Raw genomic sequence first — 16,211 nt, 5'->3', positions numbered from 1 at the left:
CATGCCAGGATTGATCAAGGGACCGGCGCTTTTCCTCGCGCAGTTCGCGGGAGACGAGGCCCCGTTCAACAGCCTCGAAAACATCACGAAATGGGCCGCCGGGTTGGGCTACAAAGGCGTGCAGATCCCGACAGCCGACGCCCGTCTGTTCGATCTCGAAAAGGCCGCGACAAGCGAGGCCTACTGCGACGAGATCAAGGGCATCTGCGCCGATGCCGGTGTGCAGATCACAGAGCTGTCGACCCACCTTCAGGGGCAGCTTGTCGCGGTGAACCCCGCCTATGACCGCGCCTTTGACGCCTTTGCCCCGGCGCATGTCCACGGCAATCCCAAGGCCCGTCAGGCATGGGCCGTCGATCAGGTGAAGAAGGCCGCCGTGGCCTCGCGCCGCCTTGGCCTCGATACCACGGTGAGCTTTACCGGCTCGCTCGCGTTCCCCTATCTCTACCCATGGCCGCAGCGCCCCGATGGTCTGATCGAAGAGGCCTTTGCCGAGCTGGCACGCCGCTGGTTGCCGATCTTTGACCATTACGAGGACAACGGCGTCGACATCGGCTTTGAAATCCACCCTGGCGAGGATGTCTTTGACGGTGCGACATGGGAGATGTTCCTTGACGCCTGCGAGGCGCACAACCGCTGCCGGATCAACTATGACCCTTCGCATTTCCTGCTTCAGGCGATGGATTACCTGCAGTTCATCGACCTCTACCACGACCGCATCTGTGCCTTTCACGTCAAGGATGCGGAGTTCAATCCCGATGGCCGTCAGGGCGTTTATTCGGGCTATCAATCCTGGGTCAACCGCGCCGGACGCTTCCGCTCCCTCGGGGATGGGCAGGTCGATTTTTCCGGCATCTTCTCGAAGCTGGCGCAATACGGCTACGATTCATGGGCCGTGCTGGAATGGGAATGCTGCCTGAAATCCCCGCAGCAGGGCGCCGCCGAAGGCGCACCCTTCATCGACGCCCATATCATCGAGGTCACAGACAAGGCCTTCGACGATTTTGCCGGCGGCGAGACCGATATGGACGCGATCCGGGCCATGTTGGGGACAGACGCATGAAACCCTTGAAACTTGGCATGGTCGGCGGCGGTCAGGGCGCGTTTATCGGCGGGGTGCACCGCATCGCCGCGCGTATCGACGGTCAGTGGGAGCTGGTCGCGGGGGCGCTGTCCTCCGATGCGGAGCGGGCGCGGGCGTCGGCGGCAGAGCTGAACATCGCCCCGGACCGCGCCTACACCTCCTTCGAAGCGATGGCAGAGGCCGAGGCGGCGCGCGAAGACGGCATCGACGCCGTCGCCATCGTCACCCCCAACCACATGCACGCCGCCCCCGCCCTGGCCTTCCTCAAGGCGGGCATTCACGTCATCTGCGACAAGCCCCTCGCCGCCACCCGTGAACAGGCCGATGCGATCGCGGCAGCCCAGCGCGAGAGCGGCAAGCTGTTCATCCTGACGCACAATTACACCGGCTACCCGCTGATCCGGCAGGCGCGGGAGATGGTCGCGAACGGCGATCTGGGCGACATTCGCGTGGTGCATGTGAACTATGTGCAGGACTGGCTGGCCGAGGTGCCGGACCCGGACAACAAACAGGCGGACTGGCGCACCGATCCGGCGCGCTCCGGCGCGGGCGGCTGCATCGGGGATATCGGCACCCATGCCTTCAACCTCGCCTCCTTCGTCACCGGCCTCAAGACCGAAGGCGTGGCTGCCGATCTCGACGCCTTCGTGCCGGGACGGCAGGTGGACGACAACGTGCATGTCATGCTGCGCTTTGCCGGTGGGGCCAAGGGGATGCTCTGGGCGTCGCAGGTCGCCGTGGGCAATGAAAATGCCCTGACGCTGCGGGTGCACGGCACAAAAGGCGGCCTCGAATGGGCGCAGGAAAACCCCAACGTCATGACCTTCAGCCGGCTCGGAGAGCCGAAACAAATCCTGACGCGCGCGGGGGCCGGAGCCTCCGGCGCGGCCAACCGCGTCAGCCGCACGCCGGGGGGCCATCCGGAGGGCTATCTCGAAGGGTTTGCCACGATCTACAACGAGGCGGCGGCCCTTGTGCGCCATGCCCGCGACGGCACGCCCCTGCCCGAGGGCCTGCATGTGCCGGACATCGAGGACGGTCTGGACGGGATGCGCTTCATCTCCGCCAGCCTCGCGTCCTCGGCGGCGAACGGGGTCTGGACGCCGCTGGTCTGATTGCCGCTGACTGCCGCGCCGTGTTGCAACCGTTGTTTAAAAAATGGCCCGGACTCTTTGAAAGTGTCCGGGCCAGCCGGATGCCGTTCCGCGTCCCCCGAGCGAAATTCTGTGCTATAGCATTTTCAAAGCAGTCCTGAAGCTGCTATGCGCCAAAGGCGGCTGGTCGTGGACGCCGCAAAATGGTTTAGCACTAAACAAAGTGCAATTCGGGAGAACGACATGGACGAAACGGCCAAGGAAACCCTGCGTCAGGCAGCCCTGTTCTATCACGAGCACCCCAAGCCGGGTAAGCTTGAGATCCGGGCGACCAAGCCTCTCGCCAATGGCCGCGACCTCTCCCGCGCCTACTCGCCCGGCGTCGCCGAAGCCTGCCTTGAGATCAAGGCCAACCCCGAAGACGCGGCGCGCTACACCGCCAAGGGCAACCTCGTCGCTGTGGTCTCCAACGGCACGGCGGTGCTTGGGCTTGGCAATATCGGCGCGTTGGCGTCCAAGCCGGTGATGGAGGGCAAGGCCGTCCTGTTCAAGAAGTTCGCCAACATCGACTGTTTCGACATCGAAGTGAACGAATCCGACCCCGAAAAGCTGGCCGATATCGTCTGCGCGCTGGAACCGACCTTCGGCGCGATCAATCTCGAAGACATCAAGGCACCGGATTGTTTCATCGTCGAGCAGATCTGCCGCGAGCGGATGAACATCCCGGTCTTTCACGATGATCAGCACGGCACCGCCATCGTCGTCGGCGCGGCGGCCACCAATGCGCTGCACGTCGCCAAGAAAGCCTGGGGCGATATCAAGGTGGTCTCGACCGGCGGCGGCGCGGCGGGCATTGCCTGCCTCAACATGCTGGTCAAACTCGGCGTCAAGCGCGAGAACATCTGGCTTTGCGATATTCACGGGCTGGTCTACGAGGGCCGCACGGAGGACATGAACCCGCAGAAAGCCGCCTTTGCTCAGGCCTCCGATCTGCGCACGCTGGACGAGGTGATCGACGGCGCCGACCTCTTCCTCGGCCTCTCCGGCCCCGGTGTGCTCAAGCCCGAACATGTGGCAAAGATGGCCAAACGCCCCGTCGTTTTTTCCCTTGCCAACCCGACGCCGGAAATCATGCCGGATCTCGCCCGCGCGGTCGCGCCCGATGCGATCATCGCCACGGGCCGCAGCGATTTTCCCAATCAGGTCAACAACGTCCTGTGCTTCCCCTTCATCTTCCGCGGCGCGCTCGACGTTGGCGCGACAGAGATCAATGACTCGATGGAAGTCGCCTGTGTCGAAGGCATCGCCGCGCTCGCCCGCGCCACCACCTCCGCCGAAGCCGCCGCCGCCTACAGCGGCGAGCAGCTCACCTTCGGCGCCGATTACCTGATCCCCAAACCCTTCGATCCGCGTCTGTCCGGTGTCGTCTCCACCGCCGTGGCGCAGGCAGCGATGCAGACCGGCGTGGCCAAGCGCCCTCTGGCCGACCTCAACGCCTACAAGCAAAAGCTCGACGCGAGCGTGTACAAATCCGCCCTGTTGATGCGCCCGGTCTTTCAGGCCGCGCGGACGGCCTCGCGCAAGATCGTCTTTGCCGAGGGCGAGGACGAACGTGTGCTGCGCGCCGCGCAGGCGATCCTCGAAGAGACCACCGAACAGCCGATCCTCATCGGCCGCCCCGAGGTCATCGGCCAGCGCTGCGAGCGCATGGGGTTGAACATCGGCCCGGACAAGGGGCTGGAGATCGTCAACCCCGAGAACGACCCGCGCTATCGCGATTACTGGGGCACCTATCACGAGCTGATGGCCCGGCGCGGCGTCACGCCCGATCTGGCCCGCGCGATCATGCGCACCAACACCACCGCCATCGGCGCGGTCATGGTGCACAGAGGCGAGGCCGACAGCCTGATCTGCGGCACCTTCGGTGAATTCCGCTGGCACCTGAACTACGTCACGCAGGTGCTGGGCTCGGAGCGGCACCGCCCGAATGGCGCGCTGTCGATGATGATCCTCGAAGACGGGCCGCTGTTCCTGGCCGACACCCACGTCTGGGCCCTGCCCACGCCCGAGCAACTGGCCGAGACCGCCATCGGCGCCGCCCGCCATTGCCGCCGCTTCGGGGTCGAGCCGCGCATCGCCTTCTGCTCGCAATCGCAGTTCGGCAATCAGGCCGAAGGCTCCGGCAAACGGATGCGCGAGGCCATCGCCCTGCTCGACGCGCTGCGCACGGATTTCCAGTATGAAGGCGAGATGAACGTCGACGCCGCGCTCGATCCGGAGCTGCGCGAGCGGCACCTGCCCGGCGGGCGGCTCGACGGGGCGGCGAACGTGCTGATCTTCGGCCACGCGGACGCGGCCAGCGCCACGCGCAACATCCTCAAGATGAAGGCAGGCGGTCTGGAAGTCGGTCCGATCCTCATGGGCATGGGCAACCGCGCCCATGTGGTCACCCCCGGTATCACCCCGCGCGGCCTGCTCAATATGGCGGCCATCGCGGGCACGCCGGTGGATCATTACGGCTGATCGGTGACACGATGCATGGCTTGCGCGAACGTGTGGGCCGTGCTTTGATGAGACACTCAACTTGATTTGCAAATAATTTTTGGAAAGGTCGAACTGTTGAAGACTGTCTTCTCTCTTTTGGCATCCCTTTTGCTCGGCACCGCCGCCTCTGCGGCGACCACTGGTTTCTCCCTTGGCATTGCGGGCGACAACAACATTCCCACGCTGACACTCACCAACACCGGCGATCTCGGCGAGATCATCGGCTTTGATGTGACCATGGGCGTCAGCGGTTACAATTTTGACGGCGTCACGAATTCTTCGGAAGCGGCTTCCGCCGGGGTTTCGACGACTCTGACGGTCGGCGATTACAACACCAGTGGCGGCAGCACGTCGGCTGGCCGGTACACCACCATCAGCTACACCAGCACCGGGTTCACCTCCGGCGGCAGCTTTTCCTATGCCGTGGACGTGGACAGCAACTACGCCAACAACATCCAGAACTATCAGACCCGCATGCTGCCCGGTGGCTCGTTCAGCGTGTACTTTTCCGGCGGCCTGACCAGCAGCCTGACCATTGATCTGACCCCGACGGCCGGCAACATGTCGGAGCCGTATTTCTACTCGGCCAGCGTAACAGACGCCGCGCCGGTGCCGCTGCCTGCGGGACTGCCGCTGTTGATCGCTGCCCTGGGCGGGGCCGTGGCGCTGACCCGGAAACGGCGCGCAGCGGCCTGACCCGGGCGGTCAAAAGTCGTCAAAGACTCTTGCAAAGTCCTTGCAAGGACTGTGTGGCGCCTACCGGCGGCGGCGTGCCAGGCCCAAACCTCCGAGCGCCGCCAGCAGGAGCATGCCCCCGGCAGGCAGTGGCACCGGGGCGGTGTTGGACGTGATCAACAGGCTGTCGATGGCCCAGCTTTCGTCAGCGCCGCCCTGCCAGCCCTGCCCTTCGGCATAAAACGACAGGCTGAGCGACGAGGATACGTGTCCGAAGGTCACGGAAATCACGCCGCCGTTGTCCACAGGCGCGCCGAAACCATAGTTTGCCGTTGCAAAACTCTCGGTCACCGTGGGTGGCACGGGTGCAAAGCCGGTCACCTCGTCCCAGGACAGCGTCAGCACGTCGACGCCGTCCGCCTCCACCGAAAAGTAGTCCGGGCCAAAGGTCGGGGTCGTCACCGAATCCCAGCTGTCGATCAGCGCCAACGAGAAGCTCAGCGTGATGCTGCCATGGCTTGCCAGCCCGCCGAGGTTGACGGTGGTGACCGCCGCCGGGTTTCCACCGGTGGTGTTCTGCCAGAACGAACCGCTCATGCCGGTCTGCCCGGCGTAGCCCTGCACCGCGGTCACGCCCCCGGAGCCGCCTATGGCGCCCGACACGGCACCGTCAAAGTTTTCGCTCAGCAGCGTCGCCGCCGACGCCGGACCGGCCAACGCCAGCAGCAGAGCGCCCGCCTGGAACCCCGTCTTCAGGATCATGGCATGTTCCTCCCTACCCAAATAAACCCCGCCGACGATCATGTCACGACTTCGCGCCAACCCGAAACAGAAATTGCGCCTGTGTGCGCACCTTCCTCAGCGAAGCGCCCAGTTCGCCCGTGACGACTCGGCGAGTCGTGCCTGAATTTGCAGCCCGAGACTTTGCAACTTTGCAAAATCACACTCCAGCCCCCAGTTTTCAGCAAATATCAGTGGGGTTTGCAAAATTTCGCAGGCTTCTCACGCCCTGTTTCGCAAATTTCCTGCGGTAATCTGTCCTGTCATACGCCAACAGGCTTGCCCGCGTCCCGCCTGACCCCCTAAGCCATTTCGTAAGGGTTTAGAGGAGGACCACCATGGGGTATCAAGAGGTTTACGACAGCTGGAAAGCCGATCCCGAGGGCTTCTGGATGGAGGCCGCGCAGGCGATTGACTGGATCGAGGCACCGCAACAGGCGCTCTTTGATCGTGGCGAACACATGTACGAATGGTTTGCCGATGCCAAGGTGAACACCTGCTGGAACGCCGTCGACCGCCATGTGGAAAATGGCCGGGGCGAGCAGACCGCGGTCATCTACGACAGCCCCATCACCCACACCAAGCGCGAAATCTCCTATGTCGAGCTGCGCAACCGCGTGGCCAATCTCGCCGGAGCCCTGCGCGCCAAGGGCGTGGAAAAGGGCGACCGCGTCATCATCTACATGCCAATGATCCCCGAAGCGCTGGAGGCGATGCTGGCCTGCGCCCGGCTCGGCGCGGTGCACTCCGTGGTCTTCGGCGGGTTTGCAGCCAACGAGCTGGCCGTGCGCATCGACGACGCCAAGCCCAAGGCGATCATCGCCGCCTCCTGCGGCATGGAGCCGGGGCGCGTCGTGCATTACAAACCGCTGCTCGACGGGGCCATCGACCAAGCCACGCACAAGCCGGATTTCTGCGTGATCTTTCAACGCGAGCAAGAGGTCGCGCAGCTTGTCGAGGGCCGCGATGTCAACTGGCATGGCTTCCAGTACGGCACCGAACCTGCGGACTGTGTGCCGGTCGAGGGCAATCACCCGGCCTACATCCTCTACACCTCCGGCACCACCGGCCAGCCGAAGGGCGTGATCCGCCACACCGCTGGCCATCTCGTGGCACTGAACTGGACGATGAAGAACATCTTCAACGTCGATCCCGGTGACGTCTTCTGGGCCGCGTCGGACGTTGGTTGGGTCGTGGGCCACAGCTATATCTGCTATGCGCCGCTGATCCATGGCAACACCACCATCGTCTTCGAGGGCAAGCCGGTGGGCACACCGGACGCGGGCACCTTCTGGCGGGTTATTTCCGAACACAAGGTCAAGACCTTCTTCACCGCCCCCACCGCCTTCCGCGCGGTGAAACGCGAAGACCCGAAAGGCGATTTCGTCAAGAAATACGACCTGTCCAAGCTTGATCAGGTCTTCCTCGCCGGCGAGCGCGCCGATCCCGACACCATCGTATGGGCACAGGACCAGCTTCAGGTCCCGATCATCGACCATTGGTGGCAGACCGAGCTTGGCTATCCGGCGATCTGCAACCCGGTCGGGATCGAACTCTTGCCGATCAAGCTCGGCAGCCCGACCGTGCCAATGCCCGGCTATGACATGAAGGTGCTGGACGAAGGCGGCAACGAGCTGCCCCCGGGCGAGCTTGGCGCCATCGTTGCCAAACTGCCCCTGCCGCCCGGCACCCTGCCCGGCCTTTGGAATGCGGAGGCGCGCTTTCGCAAATCCTATCTTGAGCATTTCCCCGGCTATTATGAGACCGGCGACGCGGGCATGATCGACGCGGATGGCTATGTCTCGATCATGGCACGCACCGATGATGTCATCAACGTCGCGGGCCACCGCCTCTCCACCGGCGGCATGGAGGAGGTGCTGGCCTCGCATCCCGATGTGGCCGAATGCGCGGTGATCGGTGTGACCGATGCGCTCAAGGGCCAGCTGCCGCTGGGCTTTCTGTGCCTGTCGTCCGGCGTGAACCGCCCGCATGAGGAGATCGTGAAGGAATGCGTCGGGCTGGTGCGCGAAAAGATCGGCCCGGTTGCCGCCTTCAAGCTCGCCTGCGTGGTGGACCGCCTGCCCAAGACCCGCTCGGGCAAGATCCTGCGCGCCACCATGGTCAAGATCGCAGACGGGGAACCCTTCAAACTCCCCGCCACCATCGACGATCCGGCGATCCTCGACGAGATCAAGGTGGCCTTGCAGGGCCTCGGCTACGCCAAGGACTGATCCATCCATACGGCCCGGCTCTCTGCCGGGCCTTTTTCATGGCAATGCATCCAAGGCCGCCGGACGAAAGAACGGCGCGCCCGGGTTACCGGGCACGCCGCTCAAGTCCCCAAAACCATTTGGGAAGTCAGTCCAGGCCGGTCCAACTAGAGACATGGGGACGATGGAGCCCTGCCAAGCCTGACCGGAATGTGTGGCCTGCGTACCCAATCCAAAACCGTTAACAGATCAACGTGCCACTCAACACGCAAACCAAGCAAGCCAACACGGCAAGACGCGAAATGTCGTCGCACCGCGCATACCATCCCGTCACCAAACCTGAAAACCATTGACGGAAAGCAAAAACGCCCCATCGGTACGAAACTTGGCAACGGCCTTACTAAGCTCAAAAATCCCGTGTATGTAAGTGATACACGTCACATGCGAAGACAGATTCCTATTTTTGGCAGCAAATTCAATGACCCCACCTGATGGCTCTGACAAACATGGGCTTTCCAGCATCCTTTTCGAGGCGCTTCAGCCGCTGGACGCCAATGCCCTGCGTGCCATGGCCCGCCCTGTCCATTTTCCGGCCCAGTCGCAGATCTGCGCCGAGGGCGAGGAAGATCACTCCATGCTTCTGATCGAGACCGGCCGTGTGGAGATCAGCCTGACGTCCATGGATGGCCGCCGGTCGATCCTGGCGCAGCTTGGCCCCGGCGACGTGGTTGGCGAGATGGCCGCCCTCGATGGTCGCCCGCGCAGCGCCGATGCCGAGGCCGCCGGTCATGTCACCGGCCTGCTGCTCACCCGCGCGCAGGTTCAGACCTTCTTGCACGAACGCCCCGAGGCGGCCCTTCTGGTGATTCAGACCCTCTGCGAGCGCCTGCGCAAGACCAACGCGCGGCTTGCCACGCAGGTCCTGACCGACGGGCCGACCCGCCTTGCCCGCCTGCTCAGCCAATTGTTCCGCGATTGGGGCACCATGCAGCCCGATGGCCGCGTTCGCCTGACCGAGAGCTTCTCGCAATCCGACTTTGGCGATATGACCGGCCTGACCCGCGAGACGGTAAACCGCAACATCCGCTCCTGGGAAAGCCGGGGCATATTGCACCGTGAGGGGCAGAGTCTCGTGCTCACCGACCCGGAGGCGCTGGACGCGATGGCGCAGTAACGCGCCGATCACCCGGTAGACTGCGTGCCCTGCGGCCTGTCTTCATGGCCCCCATGATGGGTGTGGCGCGGGTCCATCATGCCCTCTTTGACGTTCCAGTGGATCAGGGCGACGTTCACCGGATAGGCGGCGATGAACCCGAGCGTCAGCGATACGATCATCGAAGACCAGAACAGCGGATCGCCCAACCCCGCCTTGCCCGATAGCATCAGATCGACAGAAATCGCCACGATTTCCATCACCGCGATCGACGGCGTCTCGGAGAGCACCGCATCCCGGATCGCCGTGCGCACCGGCACGCCCTTCTCCACCAGCGGCCCCACGGTCAGCGCATAGCCCGCCACATAGGCCATGGCAAAGGTCAGCGCGGCAATGCCGGTGTTGCCAAGTTGAAACAGCCCCACGGCCAGAATAAGCCCGACGACCTCGCCCGCCCCGCAGCCCGAATAGCAATGCGCGACGGACCGGAACGCCCGGCGCCAGAGCGTGTCCCTGGGAATCTCCTTGCGTCCGCAGTTGAGGTAGATCAGCAGGCCGAGCAGCCCGGAATAGACCACGGTCAGGCACCAGTCGAGCCTCATCAGGCTCATCAGATGGGCATTCTTGCTGCGCAGATCGCGGATCACCGAGACCAGAGAGGGCAGCATCAGAGCGGCCCAGCCAATCAGAAACCACGGCGACGAGAGGATACCGGTGATGGTCTGCAAAGAGCAGAAACCGCTCCGGGCGCCCAAGAGTTCCGTCAGGACCTCAGACGAATTGCTCGCGGATCAGCCGCTCTTCCAGCCCGTGGCCGGGATCGAACAGGACGTGATGCGCGATTTTCGGCTCTGATCGAATATGCACCTGCCGCACGTCGCGCACCGCGTTGCTGTCCGCTTCGGCCATCACCGGGCGCTTTTCCGGCTCCAGCACTTCGAAGCTGACCTCGGCGCTCTTGGGCAGCAGCGCCCCGCGCCAGCGCCGGGGCCGGAAGGCCGCCACCGCCGTCAGCGCCAGCACATCGGCACCAATCGGCAGGATCGGCCCGTGGGCACTGTAGTTATAGGCGGTCGAACCCGCAGGCGTCGCCACGAGCGCCCCGTCACAGACCAGCTCGGGCAGGCGCACCTTGCCGTCGACGCTGATGCGCAGCTTGGCTGCCTGCGGCCCCATCCGCAGCAAGGACACCTCGTTGATGGCCAGCGCCCGCTTCTCGCGGCCATCGCCACAGATCGTGCGCATGACCAGCGGATTGATCACCGCCTCCTCCGCCGCTTCCAGCCGCTCCACCAGCCCGTGCTCGGAATATTCATTCATCAAGAAACCGACGGTGCCCCGGTTCATTCCATAGACCGGCGCCGGGTTGTCCTCCGTCCGGTGCAGCGTCTGCAGCATGAAGCCATCGCCGCCGAGCGCGACGATGACATCCGCCCCCGCTTCCGTGTGATCGCCATAGCGCCGTGTCAGGCTTTTCAGGGCGGCCTGCGCGATATCGGCCCGCGAGCCGCAAAAAGCGATGCGTAAAGACATGCGGGGTTTCCTGTCCACTCCGTTACGCGCCAAAACAAGCACAAAGGACCCCGGTTAGCCAGATATGGCGGAAGATTAATGCGCTGCGTCGGTTTAGAACCTTTGCCCCCCATCGGCTTTCCGTTACATGAGCGTCAAATTCCCGGATTCTCCAAAGGAGCAAGGACGATGAACGCATCCATCCGTGACGACGGTTTCTTTACCGAAACCCTTTCCTCCCGTGACCCCGAGCTGTTCGGCGCCATCACGGGCGAGCTTGGCCGCCAGCGTGACGAGATCGAGCTGATCGCCTCTGAAAACATCGTCTCCCGCGCCGTCATGGAAGCGCAGGGCTCCGTGATGACCAACAAATATGCCGAAGGCTACCCGGGCAAGCGCTATTACGGCGGCTGTGACTGGGTCGACGTGGCCGAAAACCTCGCCATCGAGCGCGCCAAGGCGCTGTTCGGCTGCGAGTATGCCAACGTCCAGCCCAACTCCGGCTCCCAGGCGAACCAGGGCGTCTTTACCGCGCTGATCCAGCCCGGCGACACCATCCTTGGCATGTCCCTCGACGCTGGTGGCCACCTGACCCATGGCGCAAAGCCGAACCAGTCCGGCAAATGGTTCAACGCCATCCAATACGGCGTGCGCCAGCAGGACAACCTGCTCGATTACGATCAGGTGCAAGAGCTCGCGACCGAGCACAAGCCCAAGCTGATCATCGCTGGCGGCTCCGCCATCCCGCGCCAGATTGATTTCGCCCGCATGCGCGAGATCGCCGACTCGGTGGGCGCGCTGCTGCACGTGGACATGGCGCACTTCGCCGGTCTCGTGGCCGCGGGCGAGCATCCCTCGCCCTTCCCGCACGCCCATGTGGCCACCACCACGACGCACAAGACCCTGCGCGGCCCGCGCGGCGGCATGATCCTCACCAATGACGAGGCGATCGCCAAGAAAATCAACTCCGCGATTTTCCCCGGCATTCAGGGCGGCCCGCTGATGCACGTCATCGCCGCCAAGGCCGTGGCCTTCGGCGAGGCGCTGCGCCCCGAGTTCAAGACCTACGCCCAGCAGGTCATCAAGAACGCCCAGGCGCTGTCGGATCAGCTGATCAAAGGTGGCCTCGACACCGTGACCCACGGCACCGACACGCACGTCGTGCTCGTCGATCTGCGCCCCAAGGGCGTGAAGGGCAACGCCACCGAAAAGGCGCTTGGCCGTGCGCACATCACCTGCAACAAGAACGGCGTGCCGTTTGACCCCGAAAAGCCGACCGTCACCTCCGGCATCCGTCTTGGCTCGCCTGCGGGCACCACGCGCGGCTTTGGCGAGGCAGAATTCCGCCAGATCGCCGACTGGATCATCGAGGTGGTCGATGGCCTCGCCGCGAACGGCGAGGACGGCAATGGCGAGGTCGAAGCCAAGGTCAAAGCCGAAGTCGAGGCGCTGTGCCAGCGCTTTCCGATCTACCCCGAGCTCTGATCCCGCCGACCGGACGCGACAAGCAGGGCCCATGCGCAAACGCATGGGCCTTCTTCGTTTTTCGAGCATTCGCGGCCGCGATGGTATAGGCTAGACGCGGGTCAGCCGAACAGGAGACCGCGCCAATGAGCAACGCCGCGTTCTGGGACCGCATCGCCCCGCGCTATGCCACCCGCAAACTCGACAACCCCCAGGCCTGGGAGGCGACACTCGACCGCTGTCGCCATTGGCTCCGCCCGGAGGCCACCGCGCTGGAGCTTGGCTGCGGCACCGGCAGCACCGCCCTGCGGCTGGCCGACGCCGTGGCCGCCTACACCGCCACCGATCTCTCCGGGGCAATGATCCGCATCGCCCAATCCAAGGGCGCGCCGCCGAACCTGCAATTCATGCACGTCGATGCCGCCGACGCGCTGGCCCCCGGCATGGACACGGTGCTGGCCTTCAACCTCCTGCACCTTGTCCCAGACCTGCCGACGTTCCTGCACCGGATCCACGCGGCACTGCCTCCCGGGGGCCTGTTCCTGTCGAAAACCCCCTGCCTTGGCCACAAAGTCTGGCTGCGCCCGCTCATCGCCCTGCTCCGCTGCTTTGGCAAAGCGCCTCCGGGCATTCAGTATTTCACCACCCGCGCCCTAGACGACCTGATCCGGGACGCCGGATTCGAGATCGTGGAAACCGGCGACTACCCCGCCAGCCTGCCCAACCATTTCATCGTGGCGCGCAAACCCTGAGCAGGGGTTATACCGCGCAACACATATAGTTTGCGAACGCGGCACCCGCGCGCGCCTCCGGCGGCAGCCACGGACAACGAGGACGGAGACGACTGCGCCCCTTGGCACCTGCCCTGAGGCGCGGCCCGCGCTGCGCCATGCCCTTTGGTCAGGTGCACATTCCATGCAAGATCCGTTTGCACCTGTGTTACATTTCGCGCCTAATCCACGTCCAAAGACGCTCACTCCGCACGAAAGGACACCTCCCATGCGCCCGTTCCGCCCCAGCCGCCGCGCCTTCATCGCCGGTTCCGCCTCGCTCATCGCGCTCCATCCGTTCTCGGCCCGTGCTCAGGGCGCGCAGGCGCATCTGCGCATCATGGAGACCACCGACCTGCACGTCCACGTCTTCCCCTATGACTATTACGGCGACCGCCCTGTCGACACCGTGGGCCTCGCCCGGACGGCCAGCCATATCAACGACATCCGCGCCGAGGCGACCAATTCGCTGCTCGTGGACAATGGCGACTTCCTGCAGGGCAACCCCATGGGCGATTACATCGCCTATGAGCGCGGCATGAAGGAGGGTGACATGCACCCGGTGATCACCGCCATGAACACCGTGGGCTTTGATGCGGCGACCATCGGCAACCACGAATTCAACTACGGCCTCGATTTCCTGATGAAATCCGCCGCTGGCGCGGAGTTCCCCATCGTGCTGGCCAATATCGCCAGGACCAAGGGCGCCACCCCGCGCGAGGATGAAACGCTGTTCAAGCCCTACGTCATCCTTGAACGGGAGCTGACCACCGGCGGCGGCGAGACCCATCCGATCAAGATCGGCATCATCGGCTTCACCCCGCCGCAGGTGATGAACTGGGACCGCAAGCATCTGGAGGGCAACGTCGAGGCGCGCGACATCGTCGAGACCGCGCAGGCCTACGTCCCCGAAATGCGCGAGCAAGGCGCGGATATCATCCTGGCCCTGTCGCACTCCGGCATCGGCTCGGCGGATCACGAGGACGGCATGGAAAACGCCTCCGTGCCGCTCGCGGCGGTGGACGGCATCGACGCACTGGTGACCGGGCACAGCCACCTCGTCTTCCCCTCCCCGACCTACGCAGACTACGCCGCCGTCGACGCCGACAAGGGCCTGATCCATGGCAAGCCTGCGGTCATGGGCGGCTTCTGGGGCTCGCACCTCGGGGTGATCGACCTCATGCTCGAACGCGACGGAACCGCATGGCGCGTGGTCACCACCGAAACCGCCACACGCCCGATTTCCGAGCGCAAGGAGGACCGCTCCGTCGCCCCGCTGGTCGAGAGCGATCCGGCGGTGCTCGCCTCCGTGCAGCAGGAGCATGACGAAACGCTCGCCTATGTCCGCCGTGCCGTGGGCAAGACCGCCGCGCCGCTGCACAGCTATTTCGCGCTCGTGGCCGATGACCCCTCGGTGCAGATCGTCTCGATCGCGCAGAAATGGTATATCGAACAGATGCTGGCCGGGACCGAATACGAAGGCCTGCCGGTGCTCTCCGCCGCCGCGCCGTTCAAGGCCGGGGGCCGGGGCGGGCCCGAGTATTACACCGATGTGCCGGTGGGGGATGTGGCGATCAAGAACGTCGCCGACCTCTACCTCTATCCCAACACCGTGCGCGCGGTGAAGGTGACCGGCGCGCAGGTCAAGGACTGGCTCGAACGCTCCGCCGGCATGTTCAATCAGGTCACGCCGGGCGAGGCGGATCAGATGCTGCTGAACCCGTCCTTCCCGTCCTACAATTTCGACGTGATCGACGGCGTGTCCTACCAGATCGACCTGTCGCAGCCGTCGAAGTACGGCCCCAAGGGCGAGCTGGAAAACCCCGAGGCCAGCCGCATCGTAAACCTGACCTTCAATGGCGCCCCCATTGACCCGGCGGCGGAATTCGTGATCGCAACGAACAACTACCGCGCCTCCGGCGGTGGCAACTTCCCCGGCACCGGCGACACCATCATCTTCGAGGCGCCGGATACCAACCGCGACGTGATCGTGCGCTATATCGTCGAACAAGGCACGATCAACCCGAAGGCCGACGCCAACTGGGGCTTTGCGCCGCTGGCAGACACCTCCGTGCTCTTCGACACCGGCCCGAAGGCCAAGGAGTTTGCCGCCGATGTCCAGGGTGTGACCATCGAAGAAGCCGGGGACGGCGAAGACGGCTTCGCCCGCTTCCGCATCGGCCTCTGAAATTGCGTCGGGGTCCCGGACCTGCTTCCGGGACCTCTGGCCCCGAGGGGTTGCGCCGCGCTGACGCGCGTCGCCCGGCGGGGCCGCGCACCTTCGGTGCGCGGCCCCGTGCCTTCCGCTCGTCGGTCAAAAAGTAGGAAAACGGGCGTTACGGCCCACCTCCGGCAGACTCACCCACGCGCGCCATCCGCCAAAATCTACCCAAGGCCAAACGCGCCCCACCGGACGCCCGCCCTCAGCGCATGAATTTCCGCCGCGCCTCCTCGGCAATGGCTTGCCGCATCTGCAGCTCGCCAAGCCGCGCCATGGCAGCCTTGCGCGCCTCTCCGCTCAGCCCCGCCATCGCGGCCTTCTGCGCTGTAACCTGCTTCTTGAGATCAATCTCTTCGGGCAGCACGCCGGCCTGCGCCATTATGCGAAAACCCGCCGCATCTCCGGCATCCACCAGCGCATCGCCCGGACGGTTGGGCAAAGGCTTTCCTTCGCCCGCAAGCCCCTGCAACCCGCCTTCCAGCAAGGTCTTGAGGATCCGCCGCTCTGTCAAACGTGTGAACCAGCCCATAGCCTTCTTTCCAAATCCGCTGCCAGTTGGCTCAGACTACCATCAGATCAAGCAAGGTCATCCCCGGCAATCAACCTCTGCCACGATCCCACCGGCCGAAAAAACCGGGGCCCTATGCAGGCCAGCCACCCGGAATAACACCTGCGTGGGCGTCGACTCTTTTGCCATGCAAAAG

At 64.3% G+C, this 16,211-nt stretch carries 13 protein-coding genes; 9 read left to right on the top strand and 4 right to left on the bottom strand.

The window, feature by feature from the left end:
* The first annotated feature begins 1 nt into the window (after position 1).
* The 4 genes from ACN2XU_RS02470 (at position 2) to ACN2XU_RS02455 (ending at position 5,418) form a co-directional block, all read left to right on the top strand.
* Positions 2-1,063 carry a sugar phosphate isomerase/epimerase family protein gene (locus ACN2XU_RS02470; protein ID WP_419408795.1) on the top strand — a complete coding sequence of 354 codons (1,062 nt, stop codon included), beginning with the start codon at positions 2-4 and terminating at the stop codon, positions 1,061-1,063.
* Positions 1,060-2,199, top strand: a complete 1,140-nt coding sequence (locus ACN2XU_RS02465) for a Gfo/Idh/MocA family protein (protein WP_419408794.1) — start codon at positions 1,060-1,062, stop codon at positions 2,197-2,199. Before ACN2XU_RS02470 ends, ACN2XU_RS02465 begins: the two co-directional genes overlap by 4 nt.
* A gap of 222 nt (positions 2,200-2,421) precedes the next feature.
* A complete protein-coding gene (locus ACN2XU_RS02460; protein ID WP_419408793.1) occupies positions 2,422-4,701 on the top strand; it encodes an NADP-dependent malic enzyme in 2,280 nt (759 codons plus the stop codon).
* Positions 4,702-4,797: 96 nt separating this feature from the next.
* A complete protein-coding gene (locus tag ACN2XU_RS02455) occupies positions 4,798-5,418 on the top strand; it encodes a VPLPA-CTERM sorting domain-containing protein (protein WP_419408792.1) in 621 nt (206 codons plus the stop codon).
* 60 nt (positions 5,419-5,478) lie between these two features.
* On the opposite strand, the gene ACN2XU_RS02450 is transcribed toward ACN2XU_RS02455, so the two are convergent.
* Positions 5,479-6,159 (bottom strand): VPLPA-CTERM sorting domain-containing protein, encoded by a 681-nt coding sequence (locus ACN2XU_RS02450; protein WP_419408791.1) that lies wholly within the window; start codon positions 6,157-6,159, stop codon positions 5,479-5,481.
* 356 nt (positions 6,160-6,515) lie between these two features.
* Here ACN2XU_RS02450 and prpE point away from each other — a divergent pair, with 356 nt between their 5' ends.
* Positions 6,516-8,408 carry a propionate-CoA ligase PrpE gene (gene prpE / locus ACN2XU_RS02445; RefSeq protein WP_419408790.1) on the top strand — a complete coding sequence of 631 codons (1,893 nt, stop codon included), beginning with the start codon at positions 6,516-6,518 and terminating at the stop codon, positions 8,406-8,408.
* A 457-nt stretch (positions 8,409-8,865) separates the two neighbouring features.
* Positions 8,866-9,561 carry a Crp/Fnr family transcriptional regulator gene (locus tag ACN2XU_RS02440; RefSeq protein WP_419408789.1) on the top strand — a complete coding sequence of 232 codons (696 nt, stop codon included), beginning with the start codon at positions 8,866-8,868 and terminating at the stop codon, positions 9,559-9,561.
* 8 nt (positions 9,562-9,569) lie between these two features.
* Here ACN2XU_RS02440 and ACN2XU_RS02435 read toward each other — a convergent pair whose 3' ends face one another.
* The gene (locus tag ACN2XU_RS02435) at positions 9,570-10,268 is read right to left on the bottom strand and encodes a DUF4396 domain-containing protein (RefSeq protein WP_419408788.1); all 699 of its coding nucleotides are present in this window, start codon (positions 10,266-10,268) and stop codon (positions 9,570-9,572) included.
* Positions 10,269-10,311: 43 nt separating this feature from the next.
* Entirely contained in the window at positions 10,312-11,073 is a 762-nt protein-coding gene (locus ACN2XU_RS02430; protein ID WP_419408787.1) for an NAD kinase, read from the bottom strand.
* A 168-nt stretch (positions 11,074-11,241) separates the two neighbouring features.
* On the opposite strand from ACN2XU_RS02430, the gene glyA reads away from it, so the two are divergent.
* The 3 genes from glyA to ACN2XU_RS02415 all read left to right on the top strand — a co-directional run bounded on the left by glyA (position 11,242) and on the right by ACN2XU_RS02415 (position 15,474).
* Positions 11,242-12,537 (top strand): serine hydroxymethyltransferase, encoded by a 1,296-nt coding sequence (glyA, locus tag ACN2XU_RS02425; protein WP_419408786.1) that lies wholly within the window; start codon positions 11,242-11,244, stop codon positions 12,535-12,537.
* A gap of 125 nt (positions 12,538-12,662) precedes the next feature.
* Positions 12,663-13,268 carry a class I SAM-dependent methyltransferase gene (locus ACN2XU_RS02420; RefSeq protein WP_419408785.1) on the top strand — a complete coding sequence of 202 codons (606 nt, stop codon included), beginning with the start codon at positions 12,663-12,665 and terminating at the stop codon, positions 13,266-13,268.
* 247 nt (positions 13,269-13,515) lie between these two features.
* Positions 13,516-15,474: a bifunctional 2',3'-cyclic-nucleotide 2'-phosphodiesterase/3'-nucleotidase gene (locus tag ACN2XU_RS02415; protein ID WP_419408784.1), complete on the top strand. Its 1,959-nt coding sequence runs from the start codon at positions 13,516-13,518 to the stop codon at positions 15,472-15,474.
* 235 nt (positions 15,475-15,709) lie between these two features.
* On the opposite strand, the gene ACN2XU_RS02410 is transcribed toward ACN2XU_RS02415, so the two are convergent.
* Entirely contained in the window at positions 15,710-16,036 is a 327-nt protein-coding gene (locus ACN2XU_RS02410; protein WP_419408783.1) for a DnaJ family domain-containing protein, read from the bottom strand.
* Positions 16,037-16,211: the final 175 nt, after the last annotated feature.

Source organism: Pacificoceanicola niger (assembly GCF_048553275.1).
In the GTDB taxonomy this organism is placed as follows: Bacteria; Pseudomonadota; Alphaproteobacteria; order Rhodobacterales; family Rhodobacteraceae; genus Pacificoceanicola.
The sequence above is the reverse complement of the archived record's forward strand: the minus strand, read 5'-3'. Positions and strand labels throughout refer to the sequence as shown.